Source organism: Micromonospora sp. NPDC049044 (genome assembly GCF_040649215.1).
Lineage (GTDB): Bacteria > Actinomycetota > Actinomycetes > Mycobacteriales > Micromonosporaceae > Micromonospora.
Window position 1 is genome coordinate 101,979 of the sequence record NZ_JBEZFA010000001.1, and the last position, 21,140, is coordinate 123,118.

26 protein-coding genes are annotated in these 21,140 nt (G+C 69.2%); 14 read left to right on the top strand and 12 right to left on the bottom strand.

What is annotated here, in order from left to right:
* Positions 1 to 34: 34 nt before the first annotated feature.
* From AB0B85_RS00450 to AB0B85_RS00465, 4 genes are all read left to right on the top strand, one after another.
* Positions 35 to 754, top strand: a complete 720-nt coding sequence (locus AB0B85_RS00450; protein ID WP_357401929.1) for a GntR family transcriptional regulator — start codon at positions 35 to 37, stop codon at positions 752 to 754.
* Between the two features lie 28 nt (positions 755 to 782).
* Entirely contained in the window at positions 783 to 1,493 is a 711-nt protein-coding gene (locus AB0B85_RS00455) for a (Fe-S)-binding protein (RefSeq protein WP_357401931.1), read from the top strand.
* A gap of 62 nt (positions 1,494 to 1,555) precedes the next feature.
* Positions 1,556 to 2,935 (top strand): LutB/LldF family L-lactate oxidation iron-sulfur protein, encoded by a 1,380-nt coding sequence (locus AB0B85_RS00460; RefSeq protein WP_357401933.1) that lies wholly within the window; start codon positions 1,556 to 1,558, stop codon positions 2,933 to 2,935.
* Positions 2,932 to 3,543, top strand: coding sequence for an LUD domain-containing protein (locus AB0B85_RS00465; RefSeq protein ID WP_357401935.1), 612 nt, complete (start codon positions 2,932 to 2,934; stop codon positions 3,541 to 3,543). Before AB0B85_RS00460 ends, AB0B85_RS00465 begins: the two co-directional genes overlap by 4 nt.
* Positions 3,544 to 3,551: 8 nt before the next feature.
* Here AB0B85_RS00465 and AB0B85_RS00470 read toward each other — a convergent pair whose 3' ends face one another.
* Positions 3,552 to 3,734 carry a hypothetical protein gene (locus tag AB0B85_RS00470; RefSeq protein WP_357401937.1) on the bottom strand — a complete coding sequence of 61 codons (183 nt, stop codon included), beginning with the start codon at positions 3,732 to 3,734 and terminating at the stop codon, positions 3,552 to 3,554.
* 185 nt (positions 3,735 to 3,919) lie between these two features.
* Here AB0B85_RS00470 and AB0B85_RS00475 point away from each other — a divergent pair, with 185 nt between their 5' ends.
* Positions 3,920 to 4,615 (top strand): VOC family protein, encoded by a 696-nt coding sequence (locus tag AB0B85_RS00475; protein WP_357401939.1) that lies wholly within the window; start codon positions 3,920 to 3,922, stop codon positions 4,613 to 4,615.
* Positions 4,616 to 4,639: 24 nt separating this feature from the next.
* Here the strand turns inward: AB0B85_RS00475 and AB0B85_RS00480 are convergent, their stop codons facing one another.
* The gene (locus AB0B85_RS00480; protein ID WP_357401941.1) at positions 4,640 to 5,212 is read right to left on the bottom strand and encodes an ABATE domain-containing protein; all 573 of its coding nucleotides are present in this window, start codon (positions 5,210 to 5,212) and stop codon (positions 4,640 to 4,642) included.
* Between the two features lie 75 nt (positions 5,213 to 5,287).
* On the opposite strand from AB0B85_RS00480, the gene AB0B85_RS00485 reads away from it, so the two are divergent.
* The 6 genes from AB0B85_RS00485 (at position 5,288) to AB0B85_RS00510 (ending at position 8,762) form a co-directional block, all read left to right on the top strand.
* Entirely contained in the window at positions 5,288 to 6,532 is a 1,245-nt protein-coding gene (locus AB0B85_RS00485; RefSeq protein ID WP_357401943.1) for an MFS transporter, read from the top strand.
* A 284-nt stretch (positions 6,533 to 6,816) separates the two neighbouring features.
* Positions 6,817 to 7,146: a DUF6193 family natural product biosynthesis protein gene (locus AB0B85_RS00490; protein ID WP_357401945.1), complete on the top strand. Its 330-nt coding sequence runs from the start codon at positions 6,817 to 6,819 to the stop codon at positions 7,144 to 7,146.
* Between the two features lie 205 nt (positions 7,147 to 7,351).
* Entirely contained in the window at positions 7,352 to 7,555 is a 204-nt protein-coding gene (locus tag AB0B85_RS00495; RefSeq protein ID WP_357401947.1) for a hypothetical protein, read from the top strand.
* 22 nt (positions 7,556 to 7,577) lie between these two features.
* Positions 7,578 to 7,835 carry a hypothetical protein gene (locus AB0B85_RS00500; RefSeq protein WP_357401949.1) on the top strand — a complete coding sequence of 86 codons (258 nt, stop codon included), beginning with the start codon at positions 7,578 to 7,580 and terminating at the stop codon, positions 7,833 to 7,835.
* Positions 7,836 to 8,181: 346 nt separating this feature from the next.
* The gene (locus AB0B85_RS00505) at positions 8,182 to 8,499 is read left to right on the top strand and encodes a hypothetical protein (protein ID WP_357401951.1); all 318 of its coding nucleotides are present in this window, start codon (positions 8,182 to 8,184) and stop codon (positions 8,497 to 8,499) included.
* 116 nt (positions 8,500 to 8,615) lie between these two features.
* Positions 8,616 to 8,762 (top strand): hypothetical protein, encoded by a 147-nt coding sequence (locus tag AB0B85_RS00510; protein WP_357401953.1) that lies wholly within the window; start codon positions 8,616 to 8,618, stop codon positions 8,760 to 8,762.
* Positions 8,763 to 8,833: 71 nt separating this feature from the next.
* On the opposite strand, the gene AB0B85_RS00515 is transcribed toward AB0B85_RS00510, so the two are convergent.
* The 6 genes from AB0B85_RS00515 to AB0B85_RS00540 form a co-directional block, all read right to left on the bottom strand.
* Entirely contained in the window at positions 8,834 to 9,187 is a 354-nt protein-coding gene (locus AB0B85_RS00515) for an aldo/keto reductase (RefSeq protein ID WP_357401955.1), read from the bottom strand.
* A gap of 393 nt (positions 9,188 to 9,580) precedes the next feature.
* A complete protein-coding gene (locus AB0B85_RS00520; RefSeq protein ID WP_357401957.1) occupies positions 9,581 to 9,880 on the bottom strand; it encodes a hypothetical protein in 300 nt (99 codons plus the stop codon).
* A 198-nt stretch (positions 9,881 to 10,078) separates the two neighbouring features.
* Positions 10,079 to 11,116: a CU044_5270 family protein gene (locus tag AB0B85_RS00525; protein ID WP_357401959.1), complete on the bottom strand. Its 1,038-nt coding sequence runs from the start codon at positions 11,114 to 11,116 to the stop codon at positions 10,079 to 10,081.
* 1 nt (position 11,117) lies between these two features.
* Complete coding sequence (locus AB0B85_RS00530) at positions 11,118 to 11,507, bottom strand: sigma factor-like helix-turn-helix DNA-binding protein (RefSeq protein WP_357401961.1); 390 nt, start codon at positions 11,505 to 11,507, stop codon at positions 11,118 to 11,120.
* 160 nt (positions 11,508 to 11,667) lie between these two features.
* The gene (locus AB0B85_RS00535; RefSeq protein ID WP_357401963.1) at positions 11,668 to 11,976 is read right to left on the bottom strand and encodes a hypothetical protein; all 309 of its coding nucleotides are present in this window, start codon (positions 11,974 to 11,976) and stop codon (positions 11,668 to 11,670) included.
* 507 nt (positions 11,977 to 12,483) lie between these two features.
* Positions 12,484 to 13,695 carry a helix-turn-helix transcriptional regulator gene (locus AB0B85_RS00540; RefSeq protein ID WP_357402396.1) on the bottom strand — a complete coding sequence of 404 codons (1,212 nt, stop codon included), beginning with the start codon at positions 13,693 to 13,695 and terminating at the stop codon, positions 12,484 to 12,486.
* 1,110 nt (positions 13,696 to 14,805) lie between these two features.
* Here AB0B85_RS00540 and AB0B85_RS00545 point away from each other — a divergent pair.
* Together AB0B85_RS00545 and AB0B85_RS00550 are read left to right on the top strand one after the other, a co-directional pair.
* Positions 14,806 to 15,123 (top strand): hypothetical protein, encoded by a 318-nt coding sequence (locus tag AB0B85_RS00545; protein WP_357401965.1) that lies wholly within the window; start codon positions 14,806 to 14,808, stop codon positions 15,121 to 15,123.
* A gap of 186 nt (positions 15,124 to 15,309) precedes the next feature.
* Positions 15,310 to 15,564, top strand: a complete 255-nt coding sequence (locus AB0B85_RS00550) for a tyrosine-type recombinase/integrase (protein ID WP_357402398.1) — start codon at positions 15,310 to 15,312, stop codon at positions 15,562 to 15,564.
* 133 nt (positions 15,565 to 15,697) lie between these two features.
* Here AB0B85_RS00550 and AB0B85_RS00555 read toward each other — a convergent pair whose 3' ends face one another.
* The 3 genes from AB0B85_RS00555 to AB0B85_RS00565 all read right to left on the bottom strand — a co-directional run bounded on the left by AB0B85_RS00555 (position 15,698) and on the right by AB0B85_RS00565 (position 18,252).
* Positions 15,698 to 16,684 carry a zinc-dependent alcohol dehydrogenase family protein gene (locus AB0B85_RS00555; protein WP_357401967.1) on the bottom strand — a complete coding sequence of 329 codons (987 nt, stop codon included), beginning with the start codon at positions 16,682 to 16,684 and terminating at the stop codon, positions 15,698 to 15,700.
* A gap of 160 nt (positions 16,685 to 16,844) precedes the next feature.
* Positions 16,845 to 17,978: an oxalate decarboxylase family bicupin gene (locus AB0B85_RS00560; protein ID WP_357401969.1), complete on the bottom strand. Its 1,134-nt coding sequence runs from the start codon at positions 17,976 to 17,978 to the stop codon at positions 16,845 to 16,847.
* Between the two features lie 13 nt (positions 17,979 to 17,991).
* Positions 17,992 to 18,252, bottom strand: coding sequence for a hypothetical protein (locus AB0B85_RS00565; protein WP_357401971.1), 261 nt, complete (start codon positions 18,250 to 18,252; stop codon positions 17,992 to 17,994).
* Positions 18,253 to 18,450: 198 nt separating this feature from the next.
* Here AB0B85_RS00565 and AB0B85_RS00570 point away from each other — a divergent pair, with 198 nt between their 5' ends.
* Positions 18,451 to 20,043: a helix-turn-helix transcriptional regulator gene (locus tag AB0B85_RS00570; RefSeq protein ID WP_357401972.1), complete on the top strand. Its 1,593-nt coding sequence runs from the start codon at positions 18,451 to 18,453 to the stop codon at positions 20,041 to 20,043.
* 8 nt (positions 20,044 to 20,051) lie between these two features.
* Here the strand turns inward: AB0B85_RS00570 and AB0B85_RS00575 are convergent, their stop codons facing one another.
* Positions 20,052 to 21,062 carry an aldo/keto reductase gene (locus AB0B85_RS00575; protein ID WP_357401974.1) on the bottom strand — a complete coding sequence of 337 codons (1,011 nt, stop codon included), beginning with the start codon at positions 21,060 to 21,062 and terminating at the stop codon, positions 20,052 to 20,054.
* Between the last annotated feature and the right edge of the window lie 78 nt (positions 21,063 to 21,140).

The window sequence follows — 21,140 nt, forward strand, 5'->3', positions numbered from 1 at the left end:
ACGAACACAGTCAAGGGGTTGTTGAGGAGACGAGATGGCCCAGCAGGAAGCTCGCGAGGGCCGACTCCGTCCCGCCCGTCGGCTCACCCTCGCCGAGGACGTGTACGAGTCGATAAAGACCCTGGTCATGGACCACATCCTGACTCCCGGCGAGCGGGTGAACATCGACGCTCTCGCCCGGGAGCTGGACGTCTCCCCCACCCCGGTGCGCGAGGCGCTCGCCCGGTTGGAGGCCGACGGCCTGGTCCGCAAACGCCCGCTGTCCGGCTACTCCACCACACCCCTGCTGACCCGCGCCGAGTTCGACGACCTCTTCGAGGTTCGCCTGCTGTTGGAGGGCGCCACCGCCGGCCGGGCCGCCGCACACGCCTCCGCCGAGCAGCGGCAACGGATCAGCGCCGAGGCGGCGACGACGATCGACGTGGAGGCCGGCGACGGATATCGCCGGCACGCCGCCTTCACCGCGCTGGACGCCACCTTCCACGACCTGATCGCCGAGGTCGCCGGCAGCCCACTGCTGCGGGACAGCATCACCCGGTTGCACCCGCACCTGCACCTGCACCGGCTGTACTTCCCGGTCACCGGCGCTCCGGACACCAACACCGAGCACCAACGCATCGCCGCCGCCATCGCCGAGGGCGACTCCGACGCCGCCGCCGAGGCGATGCGGGCGCACCTGACCGCCGCCCGGGAGCGCCACCTGCCCGCCTTCGACCAGCTTCCCGCCCCCGGCGCACCGCACGACCCGGTGTGACCCGCCCCGACCCGTCCGAGGAGCCGCCGTGCGGATAGCCCTCTTCATCACCTGCGTCAACGACATCGCGTACCCGGCCACCGGCATCGCTGTCACCCGCATCCTGCGCCGGCTCGGCCACACCGTCGACTTCCCGACCGGCCAGACCTGTTGCGGGCAGATGCACGCCAACACCGGCTACCGGGCCGAGGCGATGCCGATGGTGCGCAACTACGTCGACGTCTTCGACGGGTACGACGCCGTCGTCGTGCCGTCCGGGTCGTGCACCGCGATGATCCGCGACCAGTACCCCCGGATGCACCCACCCGCCACGTCGGTGGCCGCCCGCACCTACGAGCTGTCCGAGCTGCTCATCGACGTCCTCGGCGTCACCGACGTGGGCGCCGAGTTTCCGGAGCCGGTGACCTACCACCCCACCTGCCACGGCCTGCGGTTGCTGCGGTTGGGCGACCGGCCGCTGACACTGCTGCGCCAGGTGCGCGGGATCGACCTGGTCGAGCTGGGCGACGCCGAGGAGTGCTGCGGCTTCGGCGGCACGTTCGCTCTGAAGAACCCGGACGTCTCCACAGCGATGCTCACCGACAAGTGCGCCCGGGTCCGCGAGAGCGGCGCTCGCGTGCTCGCCGCCGCCGACAACTCCTGCCTGGCCCACATCGGAGGTGGCCTCGACCGCCACCGCTCGGGCGTACGGGCCCTGCACTACGCCGAGATCCTCGCCGCGACCGGGGCCCCCTCGTGAACAGCCAGGTCGCACCGGCCACCGGAGGCGGACGGATCCGCACGCCACTGCCCTTCCCCACCATGGCGAAGCCGGCAGTCGCCGACCAGCAACTGCGGGCCAACCTGCACCGGGCCACCCGCACCATCCGCGGCAAACGCGCCCGGGTGGTCGACGAGGTGCCCGACTGGGAGGCCCTGCGCGACGCCGGCTCCGCGATCAAGGCGGACGTCCAACGCCGGTTGCCGGAGCTGCTGGAGCAGTTCGAGGCATCCGCCACCGCTGCCGGCGCCACAGTGCACTGGGCCCGGGACGCGGCCGAGGCCTGCCGGATCGTCGTCGAGTTGACCCGGGCCACCGGGGCCGACGAGGTGGTCAAGGTCAAGTCGATGGCCACCCAGGAGATCGAGCTCAACGAGGCCCTGGCGGCGGCCGGGATCGCCGCGTACGAGACCGACCTGGCCGAGCTGATCGTGCAGCTCGGCGACGACAGCCCCTCGCACATCCTGGTGCCGGCGATCCACTACAACCGGACCCAGATCCAGGAGATCTTCAAGCGGCGCATGCCGGACGCGCCGGCCGACCTCAGCGACGAGCCGGCCGCCCTGGCCGAGGCGGCCCGCGCGCACCTGCGCCGGCGTTTCCTCTCGGCCCGGGTCGCCGTGTCCGGTGCCAACTTCGCCATCGCCGACACCGGCACGCTGGTGGTGGTGGAGTCCGAGGGCAACGGGCGGATGTGCCTCACGCTGCCGGAGACGCTGATCAGCGTGGTGGGCGTCGAGAAGCTGCTGCCGACCTTCACCGACCTGGAGGTCTTCCTGCAACTGCTGCCGCGCTCCTCGACCGGCGAGCGGATGAACCCGTACACCTCGATGTGGACTGGCGTCACCCCCGGGGACGGCCCGCAGGACGTGCACGTGGTGCTCGTCGACAATGGCCGGTCCGCGGTGCTCGCCGACCCGGTGGGGCGGCCGGCGCTGTCCTGCATCCGCTGCTCCGCGTGCCTCAACGTCTGCCCGGTGTACGAGCGGGCCGGCGGGCACGCGTACGGCTCGGTGTATCCGGGGCCGATCGGGGCGATCCTGTCGCCGCAGCTGACCGGCGTGGCCGACAACGCCTCCCTGCCGTACGCGTCGACGCTCTGCGGCGCCTGCTACGACGCCTGCCCGGTAAAGATCAACATTCCGGAGATCCTGGTCCACCTCCGCCAGCAGGCCCCGCACCCGGTGGCGGAACGGACAGCCATGCGCGTCCTGTCCTGGGTGATGCGCAGCCCCCGACGCTGGGCCGCCGCCCTGCGGCTGGCCCGCACCGGCGCGGGACCGCTCGGCGCGTACCGCGAAAAGCGCACCGGCGCCCGGACGCTGCGCCGGCTGCCCTGGCCCGCGTCGGCGTGGACCCGGTCGCGGGACCTGCCGCTGCCCGCGCCGCAGACCTTCCGCGAGTGGTGGGAGCAGCAGTGAGCGCGCGTGACGAGATCCTGGCGCGGCTGCGCACGGCCCTGGCCGACAACCCACCGCCGCTGCCGGTGCCCCGCCGATACCGGCGGGCCGACGACCGCCACGACCTGGTCGAGGTCCTCGTCGACCGGTTGGTGGACTACCGGGCGACAGTCCACAGTGGGTTTGCCGCCCTGGCCAGTCTGCTGGCCGAGGTCGGCCGGCTCGCCGTGCCCACCGACGTCCCCGCCGACTGGTTGGTCGGCCACGCCGGGCGGGTGCACCGCGACGCTCCCCCGCTGACACCGGCCGAGCTTGACACCATCGACGCGGTCCTCACCGGCTGCGCCGTGGCGGTAGCCGACACCGGCACGATCATCCTCGACGCCGGCCCGACGCAGGGACGGCGAGCGCTCACCCTGGTGCCCGACCGGCACATCTGCGTCGTCCGCGCCGATCAGGTGGTGGGCCTGCTGCCGGAGGCGCTTACCCGGCTCGACCTGCGCGCGCCCCAGACCTGGATCTCGGGCCCGTCGGCGACCAGCGACATCGAGTTGAACCGGGTCGAGGGTGTGCACGGCCCACGCCGGCTGGAGGTGGTGCTTGTCGATGCCGATCGCCGGGGACGCTGACGCGGGACTCACCCACCACGACGCACGGCAGCGCGACTGCCGAAACCTTCGGCGACCTTCTGCGCACCAGCGCACTTGACGCCGCCGACGCCGAAACCGCCGTGACCGCGCTTGTCGCCTTGGCGGTCAACGACCCGGACCCGGTCGTCCAGGAGTCCGCGCTGCACGCCGTCGCCGAGGCGTTCGATCACCACGAGTTGCCGTACGACACGCCGCAGCCAACGCGATTGCCGAGCTGTCAGGGCCCTGATGTGGCGCAATCCCGGAGTTGACGCGTGGATCCCGACTGGCTGGAGTCCTGGTGCGAGGATCCACGTCAGGCAGTCACCAGCACCGCGGCGGCGAACTCGTCGGTGGCGCATGTGAGGATGCCGGCATGGAACAGCCACTGAGTCGGCAGGCGGCCTCGGACGCGGTCGGCGACAAGGGATGGCGATATCTGCTCGGCGCGTTGCGCACGTCGGTCCCGGTCGGCTCATTGGCTCAGGCCGCCGAGGTGGCGGCGCGCGTGGTGGCGGCGTGCGGCAGCGACGCCGATGGCCACCTACGCGCTGATATCCGGTCAGACCGGATGGTCTTGACCCTGCAGTCGTTGGATCAGGCGGCGGTTACCGCTTGCGATATCGACCTCGCTCATCGGCTTTCCGACGCCGTGCGGGACGTCGGACTACGGACAGAGCCTGAGATTGGTACGGCAGCGCCGCGGTCGGTCCAGCTCGTGGAGATCGCTCTCGACGCGCTCGACATCGCAGCGGTCCGGCCGTTCTGGAAGGCCGTGCTCGGCTACACGGACGAGGCGGGAGCCGACGGTCCCGAGGATCCGATCGTCGACCCGGTCGGGCAGGGTCCGGCGCTGTGGTTCCAGCAGATGGATCACCCTCGCCCGGACCGCAACCGCATCCACCTCGACATCTGTGTTCCGCACGACGAGGCGCCACGGCGGATCGAAGCGGCGCTGACGGCAGGCGGCCTACTCGTGTCCGCGTCTGGTGCTCCCGCGTTCTGGGTGCTCGCGGATATCGAGGGCAACGAGGCGTGTGTGACGACCTGGCAGGGCCGAGACGACTCGTAGTGCGGGCTGACCGGCCTGGTCAGGTCACGTTACACCGGGACCCGCAGTAGGGGCAGAAGGCGCGCTTCGCGGACCATCCTTCTGCCCGCCGTCGCCTGCTGTCGAGGTGGCGCGGGCGGCGCGGTGGGCGGCCACGCGCGAGCGGTTCGCGCAGGAGGCATCGCAGTAACGGCGGGCCGGTCCGGGGCCGTAGCGCAGAACCGCGTGCGCGCACCGGGAGGCCGCGCATTCCGCCAGCACGTCAACTCCGTGTTCGGCGACCATGATGCTCAGCCCCATCGCTCCGGAGGCAACCAACCATCCACCCCATGTTGATCCGGGTGCGTCGACGCGCAGGTGCAGCGGCAGCTCGTTGTGGCCGACGAGCCGCGGGCGTGCGGTGCGGGCGAGCAGCTCGTTCAGCCGCTCCACGATCTGTTGCTCGTCACCGGCGACGGCGAAGACCCGGGCCAGATCGGATCGGGCAGCCCGGGCGTCGACCAGGTCCGCGTCGCGGACCGTGACCGGCTCGGGTTCGCCGAAGGCCACCAGCAGGTCCCGGAGCTGCGTCGGCGTCGTGAGGAAGTCACCGTGCCGCTCACCAGGAGCGGTGTTCACCAACGCAACCGCCAGGCGAGCCCAGCGAGTGGATTCGAATCGCGTCTCTGCGCTCACCTTGTTACGGTACCAACCATGCAAACCGTTACCGACGTTGTCGCCGACGGTCGTCTGGGTGGCGCGGCCACACGCCTGCTGGCCGCAGCCACCCTGTCCCGCCTCGCTGACTCGGCGGCGGGAATCGCTGTGACACTTGTCGTGATCGCCCGCACCGATGACGTTCGACTCGCAGGGCTGGTGGTTGCCGCCTTCGCACTGCCGACTCTGCTCACCGGTCCGGTCCTCGGCGCGCTGCTCGACAGACTGCGGACAAAGCGGCCCCTGTTCATCGCCAATCAGCTCATCCTTGCCGCGACGCTCACCGGGGTGCTGGTCCTGGCAGGTCGGTCGCCGAACATCCTGCTCATCGCGCTGGGTCTCCTCGCCGGACTTACCGCACCCGTGTTGACAGGCGGCTACAGCAGCATCCTGCCGCAGGTCCTCCCACCGGCCCGACTGCCGCGCGGCAACGCAGCGGACGCCGCAAGCTACAACATCGCCGGTCTCGGCGGACCGGCGTTGGCTTCCGCCATCGCCAGCACCGCTGGCGCTGGGGCAGCGCTCGCCAGCGTCGCCGCCATCGCCGCCATCGGCGTGGCACTCATCCTCAGCGCACCGATGCCGAACCCCAGCACGGCAGCCGCCGAAGGCGACGGCAGGGAATCTCTGCCGGCCGCCCTGCGCGACGGTGTCCGGCTCGTCATGCGAGAACCACTGCTGCGCGCGACGACAATGACGACAACTCTCAGCCACACCGTGCAAGGGCTGCTGCCGGTGACGCTGCCCCTGCTCGCACTCCAACTCGGCCACCCGGCCGAGCACGGTGGCTGGATACTCACCGCGATCAGCTTCGGCGCCCTGATCGGCTCGTTGGCGTCCGCGCGCCTGCTCATCCGCGTCCAACCCCGCACGGCATTGATCGGGGCGCTGGTCTGCCACGGCTCGGGCGTGGCCGCCATCGCTGCCGCACCCACCCTGTGGTTCGCGTTGCCCTTCGCCGCACTCGCCGGACTCGCGAGTGGTCCCGTCCTCGCGGCCACCATGGCGATCCGGCAACAGTGCACACCTGCCCACCGCTACGCCCAGATCGTCGCCACCGGCGCCAGTATCAAAACCGGCGGTTACGCACTGGGCGCCGCCGCCACCGGGCTACTCGCCGCCCACCTCACGGCACGGCAGATCGTCTTCGTCGTCGCCGGCGTTCAACTGCTCGCACTCGTTCCGCTGCTCGCCGGCCGTCAACGGACCGGGCCGCCGCACGCGAAGCCCCGGCCGGCATGAGCCCGCACCGGCCGGCGGTTCCTCCGTCAGTTGGCGACCGGTCAGCCGCTGCTTACCGATTGGCCCCTGTTGAACTCGAGACCATCATGCACCCACCGGCCAGTCAGGCCGCGTGACTACACCTGTCACCTGCTGGTGCAGCAGAACCTTCGCTGTCTCCTTGCTGCATTCATCGAGCGCGCTTCGGACCGAGCGTAAGTTTGTCCGACACTGGGCATTACTCCCTCGTGACGGAGCCGGTTGAAGATGCCGCCCAGGAGCTACCGCCCGAAACCGTGTGGCAGATGCTGCTCGACGAACATGCGCCACCACACGACGAAGCGCGAAGCTGGCTTTCCTCCGCCTTCTGGCCTCTGCTTCAAGCCGCGTACGCCGAACCGGTGCTGCGGTCGGCGTACCCTCGGACACCCCTGAACACACTGGTGCCGGGGCCTGGCCCACACATATTGGACATTCCGGCGGAGGGGCGGCGGCCGACCGTGGCGGTCGGGTCCGACGGCTGGTACGCCGTTTTCAGCCGTCGCACCCCGGACAGCGAGTGCCTCTTGCAGACCAGGGATCCGGTCGAGGCGGCGGCACTCCTGGCGCGCCTGCACGTGGAGAGCCTAGCTTGATCTTTAACCTGCGGGGCGGTGGCATCGACCCCAACTGATCATGGAGACAGCCCTTCTTCGATCATTCCTCTTGTCCAGGGAAGAAGTCGCAAACCAAGGGCTGTCTGGTGATCAGAGTGCACGATGCCGGGACGAACGGTGGGGTCGGCCGGCTGGCGGCGTTCCGGCGTGAGTTCCACGCCTGTCTGACCGCTCGCCGGGACGCGTGGGACCAGCCCAGCAGCACGGCATCAAGCGCGCCGAGGAGGGCCGCCCGAAGGGCGCCGACACATCCGAGCCCGAGGCGCCCAAGAAGACCAACCCCTGGGACGGCGACGGCCTGGGCAATGGCAACCACAAGCCTTCGTCCACCCTGGCCGGCAAGAAGCTCTTCCCGTCCGGCACCACGAAGACCAACCCACCGGCCTAGCCACCGAACCCACGGAAGACCCATGGAAGTCAACGATTACGTATGGCTCAGCCCTCGGATCATCGACCAGGTCGCACCCAAGATCAGCCCGAAGTACCGGTCGATGGTCCTGATGGCCAGAGGCGCCGGCGCCTGGGACCACGCGATCACGACGCTCGTCGGTGCCCTGTCGGAGGAGGACGTCGTGATCACCACGGCGGAGAAGGACGCGCTGCGGGAGCTCATGGAGTACCTCCGGGAACCTCTGACGCGCCTGGAGCAGATCCGGACCTCGGACTGACGGCCGGAGCGTAGATCGGGCCTCTCGAACCCTGCACCGTGTCGACCAGCGGGCGTTTCAGACCTGGCCCGATCTCGGCGAGCATGTCGATGGCGACATTCACCGAACGGTAGATCTCGGGATCCGACTGCGGAAGGTATCAAGATTTTGAGGCGGCCCACAGGAACCTGACTCACGGGACCCGCGATGTCAGAGGCGGTGAGTAGCTTCTACGCAACACGGACCACACGCCGGAGGAAGGCCGCAGATGGAACTACCGCTCAGGCGAGTCGAGCGAATCGCGACGCCGGTCATGTTCGTGGCTGTCAAAGACGGATCAGACGAGATCGGGCCAGCCTGGGACCACTTGGAGACCCTGCTCGGGTCGCTGCGCGGGCGCACATTCCTCGGCGTGTTCGACAACTCCGGCATCTACCGCTGCTGCGTCCAGATCCGAGCTGGCGACGACAGTGACCGACTCGGCCTGCAATCAGGCGTCGTGCCAGGAGGTCAATACCTGACCGCGACCGTGCGTGGTCCCCAACCTGCCGCCTACGCCCTGCTGACCCCGACCTTCGAACAGCTGCGGCGCTCCGGAGACCCAGACGACGCCCGCCCCAACATCGAGCACTACCGCCGTCACGACCGGATCGACCTGCTCATGCCGATACGAGGCAGAGCCTGAACCGACCGACCGCTCTCAAGCTCAGCCACAGCAGCGCGATGAGGCTGAAGCAGCCGCCGGAAGGGCGTGGCACGAGACCCGGCTCGTCTCTGGCGAAGGGCCCGCAGACTAGAGGCGTGATGAGACTGCGGTTGTACAAGGCTCGTGAACGGCAGCGCGTCATCGATCCTGCCGATCTCACGCTCACCTACTTCGCGGTCGACCCCGAAACGAAGCCAGTCTTCGAGCACAACGGCGTAATGGTGTGGGTCGGCCAGCGCTGAAGCCTCGGATTCGCCAAGGCCAAGCCGAACGACCCGCAACCGCGTCTGGCGGGGACTCCCTGACCTTCCCGTTACTTCTCGCTGTCGAGCATGCCCATCATCGGCGCCGCGTACCGCTCGCCGGAGGCGGCACCGGCCGGCACGGCCCGCTCGATCTCGTCGAGTGCCTCCCGGTCCAGCACCAGATCGGCCGCGGCCAGCGACTCGGTCAGCCGGTCGCGTCGCCGCGCGCCGACGAGCGGCACGATCTGTCCGCCCTGCGCGGCGACCCAGGCGGTCGCCACCTGGCTGGTGGTCGCCCCCAGCCGCTGCGCGACCCGGCCCAGCGCCTCCAAGCGATGCGCCAACGAGCCGGCCAACTCTCCAGAACCCTTGAGGGCATCACCCCCGAACAGCTGACCGATGCACGCGACGCCTGCTGGCACATAGCCTCAAACCGGCCCACCGCGCCCGCAGCTCCCCGACCTGGGAGTTTCCAGTCGTACCAGACCTCCTGATCGTAGTCGGGGTTCGGTGCGATCCATTTGTGGGAACCGTCGCTGTAGTGGAACTTCTCGTCACCCGGCCGCAGGATGCTCACCGAAGCCAGCCGAGGAAGCGTCACCTCTGACAGCCTGGAAACGGCATGATCTTGGGGCCCCTCGGGCTCCTGCCCCCTCGCTTATGAGTTCTGGGCACCTCGTCCGGCGGTGTCCGTTCAGGTCTGCGGCCTCGGTCGACCGTGCGCGCTCGACTGTCGGTGGCTGCCTTCGTCCGGGCCGGTTCTGTCGCCGTTGCTGTCGACGACGATGCGGCAGTGGGAAGCGCCCGGCCTATTCCTATTGCCCGAGGTCCCAGTCGTATCGCTGGACACCGAACTCCGCCGTGGCCTGCTCCATGGCCTCAGCAACGGAGTCGTGCAAGGTGTCGGTCATCTCCTCGCCGCTGTCGTCGCAGTAGAACAGGTAGGCCCGTGGTTCATCGCCGTCGTACTGCGCGATGCGCAAGATCACTGGGCGCGGCACCTCGACACGGTGTCCGTCGGCGTAGCCGTAGTAGTGACGGGTGAACCCGGTAGGCCGATGCTGCGGCCCCAACCGCACCTCAGCCAAAATTTTGGGCGCCACCACGCCGATCATGGTAGTACGTCTCCGCCCGTGGCACGGAGCGGCAGCAGAAGCTGAGCGACGTCGTACGCCATCGATGCCCTCTCTGACGAGGTGGCTGCCATGACTGACGGCGTGTTCGGCAAGACTGAGGATGGTGACGATGACCGGACCTTCCAAGACTCCTTAGCTGCGGTGTAGCGGCGTCGGCTGCTTGGTCAAGGGGTGGTGTCAACGTGGTGCGGCGGTGTACTCGGCTATCAGGTACGAGCGATACGTGATTACCGCAGGGAGAGTCACGTTCAGCTTCCCCGCCGTGGTCGTCAGCACCTCCTCATATCCCAACAGCGCGCCGGAGCGGGAATCGACGATCACGGTGTGTTGGGCGGGCAGCCCGTGAGCGTCAGTGGCGATGGAGAAGGCTTCGCCGGTGCGTCCGGCGCGGTCGGTGACGGTGCCGGTGACAGTGATGCCCGGGAGGTCGGCAAGAAACGTGAGCACCGCCGCGCGCTGGGCCGGGTTCAGCAGCCGTACCCCGGCCAATTGAGCGATGTCCTCCAGGTACTGCACCGGCGCCTGAGGTGCGGACGTGTCTGCCCTCAGCCAGCCGCGCAGTGCGGCGACGTCCGTCGACACCGCACCGCGGAAGCCGCTGTAGAACTCGCCGGCGGCGTAGTCCTGCACTTCCTCCGACGACTCGACACGACCACCCCACTTCGTCCACTGCCCGCGGTCAGCTTCTGAACGGAAGATTGGCGGCAGATCCTTCTTGACCATTCGACCAGCGTCGTCATCGGTCCGCCAGGACCGCCACTGCTGTGGCACCACAGCGGATACGGTCCTGCCGCCGGAGATGGAGGAGTTCAGAAACCAATTCGTCGACTCCAGGTGCTCCACCGTCCCGGCTGGACGCGGTGGCTTCGGCTGCTGCGCCGCCACGGCGGCCAGCCACCGAAGCCGGGTACCAGCCGGCTCCGCTGTCATCGGCGGCCCGTAGGTGAGCATCACCGGGGTCGCCGCATAGGCCGGCTCCGGCTGGCGGTACAGCGATACCGCTACCCCACCACCGGCCGCCGCCACGACCACCGCACCGACCGCGGCCAGCACGAGCCGACGTCGCGGCACTGCTCGCCTGGCGGTGTCTGCGCTGCGATCGTCGGAAAGGACAAGCGCCAGAACCCGCCCGCGACGGCTGTCATCACATGGCGGGGCGGCACGGGCGGGGTCCAAGCCGCCCAACACCTGGCGCACCTCATCCACGGCATTCATGTCATCCACCCCAATTCGACATCGACGGCGCTGCACTCGACATCCGCCCCGCCGCATCCCCGCTCACGCCGAGTTGTCTTCGTAGCCGACGACGAGCTCGCATCAACCGCATCGCGAACGTTGCCCGCGACTGACCCAGTACGGCCGCCGCCTCGGTCGGCGCCAACCGCTCCCAGGCCACCAGCCGCAGAATCTCCTGATCACCGGCAGACAACCGCTCAAACGCCACCGCGACGTCACGCTGGCTGACAACACCGTCCGCGTGATCCACCTGCACCGTCTGATCAGGCTCCGCCGCCACCCGCAGCGTCAACTCCTGCCACCGCCGACGGCCTCTGGCCTCGTTGGCCAACACCAGACGCGCCACTCCGTACAGCTTCGCAGCGTCCATCACACCCCCCACGTGCTTATGTCCGGCACCAGCCAAAACGTCACGCCCCCCGAAGCGGACGAACACTAGAGCTGACACCACCCGCCTCAACCAGGCGTGCTCGGTCCTACCTCTTCGGCCCGCACTCTCGACGAGCCGGTCGGATCGGGTTTGATGCAGGTCAGACGCCCTGCTGGCGCGCCTCTCGGCCGGGTTCGGCTGACAAGGCTGCTGTACTTCGCTGCTGTACTGCTGGCATGGGCTGGCCGGTTTCCCTGGTCCAGCCGAGGAAGCGGCGGTGCAGCACGCCGGCCGACGTCCAGGGCAGGTCTTCGGTGGCCTGGACGAGATAGCTGCCGAGGTAGAGGACGAGCGACACCGGGGCGCCGGCGTACTCGACGCGTAGCTCCCGCTTGCGGGTCGGACAGGGCCAGGGCAGGTCGCAGCCTCCGCAGCTCCAGATCGGCATGACCGGGCCGTGGGTGGTCACCGCGCACCCTCCAGGAACCGGGCGGTGATCGCCCGGGCCTACCGGCTGGTCGCCCAGTCCACCTGCCAGCACGGGTACGGAGCCAGGCGTGACCACCATGCGTCAGCCGACGCACATGCCGTCGAGCCCTCGCACGTGCACCGCCAGGATCGCCTGCTCCGGCCCGTGGTTCACTGCTCACCCTCCTGCGGCCAGTGGCCCCGATTGATCGGGATCCGGTGCCGGGCGCGGCAGGGTAGCTCTGCTCCACAGCGGCAGGTACGCCGCCAGAGTCGCCATGACCACACCGGCCGATGCCTGCGCGCGAGAGTCAGCGCGGTGGCCGAGAGGTAGTCGTCATACGAGACGCGCCGCACATGCCCTCCCTCGTCGGTCCCGAGAGCGGCCCTGCCCTCGCAGCTGAGAGAGACACGGCGACCAGGCAATACCCGCACCGCCCGCCGCATCCCGTGAGCAAGAAGCTACGGTGGGTCGCCGAGCGGAACGGGTACGGTTCCTACCCCTAAATCAGGAAAGGAGCCCGACCTTCACGGCAAGGTCACGGGCGTCGTCCCGGGTGGAACGCGGGCCATGGAGCAGGTCCAAGGTGATCTGGCGGGCGTACCCGTTGAAGCGGATCGTCTCCGGCGCCGACTCGTACGCCTGCCGAAGGGTTTTCACGGCCGTTTCCGTGTCGTCCTTGCCGTAGTGCGCCCGGGCGACCTCAATGAGATGACGTGCCCGACGCGGCCTCGACGGAATCGCCGCCGAATCATGTCGGCGTGCCTGCCGTACCGCCTCACCGGACTTCTGCAACTCCACCGCCACGGTCACCGCGTGAGCGCCCATGATGACCCGCGAGAACGAGGTCTGCGGCTGATAGAAGTCCTGCGGTAGGCGCTGCGCCACCCGATCTGCACGATCCCAGTATCGCCAGGCCCGGCCTTCCTCCCCAGCACGAGCGGCGGTGTAGGCGGCCTCGAAGTTCAGCGCACCCCAGAGCGCCAGCAGGTTCGCGTTCCCCTCGGCCGCACGCGACTCCAGGGCCGACAAGACGTCCAGAGTCACCGCCATCGCGGTGTCCCAGTCACCGGCATCCCGATGCACCTGACACAGAAACCATCCCGCACACGCCACCGCCTCCGGGTCACCGGACTCCTGCGCCGCCACCATCGCCCGATCAGCAACCCGCCACAGCAGTTCGGCGGCCGGCTGGTAGGCAAGGAACATCTGCGCCAGCCCGAGCGTCTCGGCCAACAGGGCCTGCGCCTGCCGACGCTCGTCACCCTCGTACGTCAACGCGGCACGCTGCACATCGCGAAGCAGCCCCGGCAACAACGCGCCCAACACCGTACGGTGATCTGAGGCCTGATGGCGTGCCCGCCATGCCACCGTCAGCCGCTCCCTCAGGCTCGTCAACGACTCCGCAGAACCCTCATCGGAGAGCACGAAGCGGTTCACGCCGTCCCGCACCGATGCCAGCGCAGGATGCTCCGGCCCGTTGATCACCGCAGACCGATCGCCCAACTCCCCCGCCAAGGCAGCCACCTCGACCTTGAGGGCACGCGCGATCCGATCCAACATGTGGATACGCGGCGGCAGGATCCGATCGGTCTCCACTGCCTTAACCCACTCGGCGCTGCGACCCACCAACCCACCGAGCACCGCACGAGTCTTTCCAGACCGTTCCCGGTAGACCTTCAACCGCTGCCCGAAAGTCAGCTCCGGCAAGGAATCCATCCCGAACCTCCTCGTAGCGCGGGATGCACCATCGGCGCCCAAGCCGCCGTGCCACCAACGCTACCGGCCTGCCTGCCGCCTCATAACCCCTCACACGCCGCGCGCCGCCTTCCGCCCTGGCACGAAGGTCCTTGGACCTCGCTTATAAGTTCTGGTCGCGCCGTGCAGGTCGGTCCGCGCTAACGCGTCAAGGTTGCATCCGCTCCACAGGTGCGATGGACAGCTTCAACGGGTCGAGCAGGCTGGGGCTTGAACCCCTAACCCGCAAGGCCGCGGCAGGGGCGGCCAAGGTCGGACGCATTGTGGCGCAAGAGCGAAAACCACGAATTTCGCTGGAACCGACTGATGCGCATGAGGATGGCGAGCAGGAATATCCTCTTAGCCGCATTGCAGGACTCACTCCCGCCGAAGCGACGCCTTCTTGATGAATAGAGCGGTTCGCATGCAATTAGCCGAAGCATGCTCCTGTAGATGTGAACGCCGTGTTCTCTTGCCTCCCAAGCAACCGATATCGGCAAGGCACACGTCACCCCGGCAACCAGCTCACGTGCCATCCCGTCTTCCTCGACCCGCGCAATGGGGAGCGGGCCACCGTCCGGCCGACCACGTCAAGTGAAGCTTGACGGCTCGTACGGATGCTGGCGGGGTCAGGTGCTGCTCTGCTCGGCTTGCCCGGATCACTGGCTGGCGGGATGTCCTACCGCAACCGCCCCCTGACCGTGACTCGACCGGCGCAAGCCCGGCTCTCCTGGAGTCGTTGCGCCCCCGCCGGAGGCAGCAGCAACCGCGAACCCGTGACCGTCGTCGGCTCGCCGACCCGCCCGGCGTCCGCTCCCTATGCCGCGGGCTCGTGGCCGCGAGGCCCAGCCGGCTGCCGGCCCACCACAACCCGGTCAACGCTACTGTCGTGCTGCGGTGGCTCCGGGCTTCCCGCGCTCCGCGCCAGCCGCCGGGCGCGTTGCGTGACCGGAGTCGGAGCGCTAGCGGAGCGACGGACGCGCGCCCAGGCGGCGTCGCGTGCGGCCCGTTGCGAGCCACCTTGATCGATGTAAGGAATGTCTCCCACTCGGCCGGAGACCGGCCTGGCCTCGCCCCTGCAAAGATGACGGCATGGACCGCTTCGAGGGCCGGTGCTGGCTGGACTGGTGGGCGAACTCCTCCACCCTGCTCGGCAGCGTCGAGGTGGCCATCGTAATTGCCGCCGTCACCGGCGGCTGGGAGGCCGACGGTCGCCTGGTCAGCGAGAGCGACGAAGACCAAGAGGCTTTTGCGTTTCTGTGCGAACTCGACCCCGTCTTCACGCTGCGATTCGAAGACGAGAGCGTTGTGGCCGTGACCGTTAATCCCACGGATGGGCATCGCCGCTTCAGCCTCACCGCGTACACCGGTCCGATCCAGCGACCGGTCGTCAACCGCATCGCTCTGTAGGCACCGCCGGACCTGATTGGCTCGACAGCAGTTTCACGGCACGTTGACGTGTCGGTACCCGGTGCGCCATGTTGCCCCTGCCCGGCATCTGCCTGACCGCTCTCAAGCTCAGACAACAGCAACGCGGTGAGGCTGAAGCAGTTGCCGGAAAGGCGCGGCACGAGACCAGACTCGTAGCGGCACACCATCGAGCCACGCAACGTCCAACGACCGTGGCGGCGGAGGTGCGAGAAGACCAACGTCACGCCGATCACCGTCCACGACGCCCGCCACACCTGCGCCACGCAGCTCGCCGACCTCGGCGTCCACCCCAGAGTCGCCATGCAGGTGCTGAGGCTGAGGCACGCCCCCTTCTCCGTGACGATGGAGATCTACACGCAGGTATCGGCGAAGGCGACCAGGGACACACTCAAACGCCTCGGCGACTCACTCGCCGGCTGAAAGAAACTGCTGCACTTAGCTGCTGTTCGCAAGCAGAAAGGCCACCTCCCGAACCCGGGAAGTGGACTTTGACCTACGTGAGCGATGACGGTATCGAACCAGTGACCTCTTCGGTGTGAAGGAACGGCTTTGTTCAGCCGGCGACGTCCACCACCACTTTCCCGTTGGTGGTGCCGCTGGCGACCAGTCGGTGGGCGTCCATGACCGTGTCGAGTGTGAACGGTCGTGGGTCCAGCCGCGGGCGTAGGGCGCCGGCCTCGGCCAGTACCGTGATCTCCCGCAGGATGTCGCCCTGGTGGTCGCGGCCGCGCCCGGTCAACATCGGCAGCAGGGTGAACACCCCGGAGTAGGTCGCTCCCCGGAACGACAGCGGGGCGAGCGAGTGTGACCCCCAGCCCAGCGCGCTGACCACGTGCCCGTGGTAGGTACGCACCGCCGCGAACGACGCGTCGAGGGTCGCCCCGCCCACGTTGTCGGCGATGACGTCGAACCCCTCGCCCTCGGTATATTTCTGCACGTACTCCTCGACACTTGTCGAGGTGTAGTCGATCGGCACCGCGCCCAGGCTTTCGATCAGGTGCATGCTCGCCGGCCCACCCGTGGCGTACGCCTCGGCGCCGCGCGCCTTGGCGAGTTGGACGCCCACGTAACCGACGCCGCCGGCGCCACCGTGCACAAGCACCTTCTGCCCGGCGCGGACCCCGGCCCGGTCGACAAGGCCCTCCCAGGAGGTGATCGCCGCCAGCGGCAACGCGGCGGCCTCCCGCATCGAGAGTGTCCTCGGCTTGCGGGCCAGGAGTCGGGCGTCCACGGCGGCGTACTCGGCGAGTGAACCCGGCAGGTCGCCGACGCCACCGCACAGTCCGTACACCTCGTCGCCCGGCGCGAAGTCGGTCACCTCCGCGCCGACCGCCGCGACGACGCCGGCCAGGTCCAGGCCGAGCACCGCGGGGAGCTTGAGGCGCGCGTGCGCGGCCTTTCCTGCCTGGATCTTCGTGTCGAGCGGATTGACCCCGCTGGCGACGATCTGGACGAGCACCTGCCCGCGCTCGACGGTGGGCTTGTCGATCTCCTCGACCGTCAGCGGACTGTCGAACTCCCGCAGCACCGCGGCGCGCATAGCTATCCCTCACTCTCCGCGATCAGGGCTTGACGTGGACGCTATCCGACCGGCTCGACGGCGGGGCGGCTTCGTCGGCGGTTGGGACGTTCCGGCTCGCCGCCTGTCGACCGCCGCACCGGTCGGCGTGCACACCGCCGAGTTCACGATCAGCACCGGGTCAGATCACCACCTGTTTGGTGGTGGGCAACCCGTCGACGAGCGACTTCTGCACGTTTATCGTGTCCGCGATGATCTCGTGGGGCGTGTTTGCCATCCACTGCATCACCGAGATGTCCTCGAAGCGCGGATGCCGGAACATCTCCAGGAACACCAGCGGTTCGTCACCTGTGTTCTCGATGTAGTGGCCGTACGCGAATGGCACGTAGCCCACGTCGCCGGCCTGGAAGTCGAACGTCCGGGCGGCGGCCTGCGACGCGAAGACACCCATCCGACCGGTCCCGGAGATGTAGTACTGCCACTCGTCGGTGGTGGGATGCCAGTGCAACTCACGCATCCCACCGGGCTCGACCTCCACCAGGGCTGCGGCGGTGGTCACGGACGCCGCGAAGTTGGTCGAGTCGGTGATCCGGACCGTTCCGCCCCGGAAACGCTGCGGTGTCTGGGCGGTCATCCGGTGTTTGAAACTGCGCGGGATGTCGCCGGTGGGGCTGACCACGCGGTCCTGTTGCAGGGGCGGTGGAACGTCGCCCTGGAAGATGTACTTCTCCCGCTCGGGCAGGTTCTCCAACTGCTCAAGCGTCCAACCGAAGTTCTTCGCCAGGACGTGCCGAGGCGTGTGGGCGAAGAAGTCGCTGAGCAGGAACGTGTTGTTCTCCGAGAAGGCGCCGTCGTCGAAGACCAGCAGGAACTGGCAGCCGTCGGCGAGCGCCTGGATGTTGTGGGGCACGCCCTGCGGAAAGAACCACAGATCACCGGCCTTGACGTCCTCGATGAAGTTGCGTCCCTCATGATCGACCGCGCTGATCCGGCAACTACCGCTGAGCACGTACGCCCATTCCGACTGTTGATGCCAGTGGATCTCCCGGTACGCGCCCGGCTCCAGGCCGAACTGGACACCTGCCAACTGGGTGGCGATGGGCAGGTCGCGGTTGGTGACCTCACGGGTCCAGCCGCCCTTCTCGACCCGGGTGTGCGCCTGGGAGAACGAGAACTTCAGATTGGGCACCAGCCGGCTGTCGGTGGTCGGTGGCACCAACAGATCGGGGTTCTGCCGTTCGAGTTCGACATTGCGGCCCGCGAAGGGCGGCCCGCCCTGATCGCCGCGCCGCGGCTGGGGATCGGGGTTCGCCATGATCGCTGACTCCTCACTCGGGTTGGATCGGACCGGGCGCGGGAACGGATCCGCCGCGCGGCCGGAACCGGGACGAGAGCCCCAGCAGGGCACGCACCCCGATCCAGCCGTACTGGACTCCTATCGCGAGCGGAATCGCTACCGCGGTCGCCCCCAGCACCAGGCGGGTCCACGGCGGAGCGTGACCACCCGCCCCGGTGCTGGCGAAGAGGACGATGGCCAGCAGTACGACCCGGAGTCGGTGCCGGCCGGGAAGCTGGGTCGATGGGGTCATACCCTCGATGATCGGGTCCCGACCGCCGTCGTCGCATCCCGTGATCGCGCCATCACCGCAGGTCAGATAGAGGACGGCACGGGCCATCCAGCGCAATCGGGCCGGTTCGTCGATCTGCTCGCCCGCTCCGGACGCCGTGGTTAGGCTCGGTCGCAGGACCGCATGTCGACGCGCCGGGTCACCACCGGGAGAACGCCATTGTCCGAATCATCCCTCGACGCCGGCACGTTCCCGGCTGACGATCTCGCCAACGCCGAGCAACGCCGGCGTTCGCTGTTCGCCACGGCGGACCAACTCCGGCTCGCCGGGGGCGGGACTGCGGCGCTGCGCGTCCTGGCGGCGGAGATCGCCGAGCACCGGCACGGCGACCACCACCGGGCCGAGGTGCTCGGGCGACTGGCGCAGGTCGCCGCCCGGGAGCAACCGTCGGTTGCCCTCGCTGGCCTGCGGGAGACGCTCGACCAGGGCCTGGACCACCGGAGCCGGTGCTCTCTGCTGGCCATGATCGCCACGGTGGCTTCGCGTATCGGCCATCCGGACGCCGATGCCCTGCTCCGCGACGCGGGCACCGCGCACGCGGCATCGGGTGACAGCTCATCCGGTCGCCACCTCGCGCTCGGTCGGGCGGCTCGGTCGCTGTCGTACGGCGACCTCCCGGGGGCCGACGCCGTGCTCGCGGCTCTGGACCCGGATGCCCGGGTGGCACGGCGCGACGCCATCGCCATCCGGGCAGAGCGGATCCTTGTGCACCTGGGCCTGGGCCGACACCAGGACGCGCGGAGCGCGACGTCGTCGGACGAGACGACGTGGCCCGGCACCCAGGCGAGCGGCAGCCTGACCGCGCTGGACTGCCTACGGATGGTCGCGGTGGGAGAGTTGCCCGAAGCGGGTGCGCTGGCTGTCACGGCGCTCGGGTCGGACTCGACGGACCTCAGCCCGGAGGTGCGTGCCCTGCTGGTCGCGGTGATCGCCGAGGTGCGCTACCGCGGTGGCGACCACGACGCCGCCCGCGCCGTCCTGCGCCCGTGCCTCGGGCCGAGACGGTGGCCGGACAGTACGACGTGGACGGTGGCGTGTTGTGTCGCGGTCCGCGACCCCGCTTTCAGTGCGCCGGCGCGACTGCTCGACCGAGTCGTCGCTGACCTGCACCGGTCGGTGCGACAGTTGCTGCCCGTGCCGCAGTTCGGCCCTCGACTGGTGCGCGCGGCGATGGCCGTCGGCGACACTCGGGCGGCCCGCCGGGTCACCGAGTTGGTCGAGCTGGTGGCCACCCGTACGCCGGTCCCGCTCTGGCGCGCGCTGGCCGCGCAGACCAGGGGCCTGCTCGATCGTGACCCGGACGCGCTGCGCTCGGCGGTCGACGGGCTGCGCACGACCAGCGCCCGGCCGGCGCTCGCCGACGCGCTGCTCGACCTGGCGAACAGTCCTCGGCTGCGCCGGACCGAGGCGTGGGATGCCGCGCACGAGGCAGCCGCGCTCTACGCCCGCATCGGTGCACCGGGCGACCAGGCGACAGCCGACCGGCGGTGCGTGGCACTCGCCGCCACCCCACGGCACCGGCCGTCGACCGACGAGCCGCAGCGGACCGGTTTCGGCACGCTCACCCCGGCCGAGGAACGGGTGGCCGAGGTGCTGGCGGCCGGCGCCACGAAGAAGGAGGCGGCCGACACCCTCTTCGTCTCCTTCCACACCGTGGACACGCAGCTCCGCTCCATCTATCACAAGCTGGGCATCCACAACCGGATGCAGTTGGTGCGCGCCTGGGACCGGTACAGGGCGAGAATCGGCTGACCTTCCCGTCACTTCTCGCTGTCGAGCATGCCCATCATCTGTGCCGCGTACCGCTCGCCGGAGGCGGCACCGGCCGGCACGGCCCGCTCGATCTCGTCGAGTGCCTCCCGGTCCAGCACCAGATCGGCCGCGGCCAGCGACTCGGTCAGCCGGTCGCGTCGCCGCGCGCCGACGAGCGGCACGATCTGTCCGCCCTGCGCGGCCACCCAGGCGATCGCCACCTGGCTGGTGGTCGCCCCCAGCCGCTGCGCGACCCGGCCCAGCGCCTCCACCAGGCGCAGGTTCGCGGCCAGGTGCTCGCCCTGGAACCGGGGGCTGTTCGCCCGGAAGTCAGTGCCGGGCAGCTCACGCTGGGCCGACCAGTGCCCGCTCAGCAGCCCTCGGGACAGCACCCCGTAGGCGGTCAGCCCGATGCCCAGCTCCCGCAGCGTCGGCAGGATCGTGGCTTCGGGGCCCCGGGACAGCAGCGAGTACTCGATCTGGAGGTCGCTGATCGGCGCGACGGCCGCCGCCCTGCGGATGGTGTCCGCGCCCACCTCGGAGAGCCCGATGTGCCGGATGTAGCCGGCCTGCTGCATCTCCAGCAGCGCGCCGACGGTCTCCTCGATCGGCACCTGCGGGTTCAGCCGGGACGGGCGGTAGATGTCGATGTGGTCGGTGCCCAACCGGCGCAGTGAGTACGCCAGCCGGTCCTTCACCGCCGCCGCCGACACGTCGTACGGTGCGGCCTGGAACCCGCCGTCCGGTGTCCGGCGTGCGCCGAACTTCACGCTGAGCACCACCTCGTCCCGACGCCGCTCGCGCAGCACCCGGCCGATCAGCATCTCGTTGTGGCCCGAGCCGTAGAAGTCCCCGGTGTCGACCAGGTTCACGCCGGCGTCGATGGCGGCGTGCAGCGTCGCCACGCTCTCGGCCTCGTCGGCGGGCCCGTACAGGTCGGACATGCCCATCGCGCCCAGCCCGATGATCGACACCTCCGGCCCGGAGGCACCCAGCCGTCGCCGTGGTAGAGCCGTCATGTTTCTCGTCTCCTTCGGTCGCCGTCGCGGCGCGTCCCTGAGGTCGAGCACCGCTGTGTACGCTGTGTCCATATAACC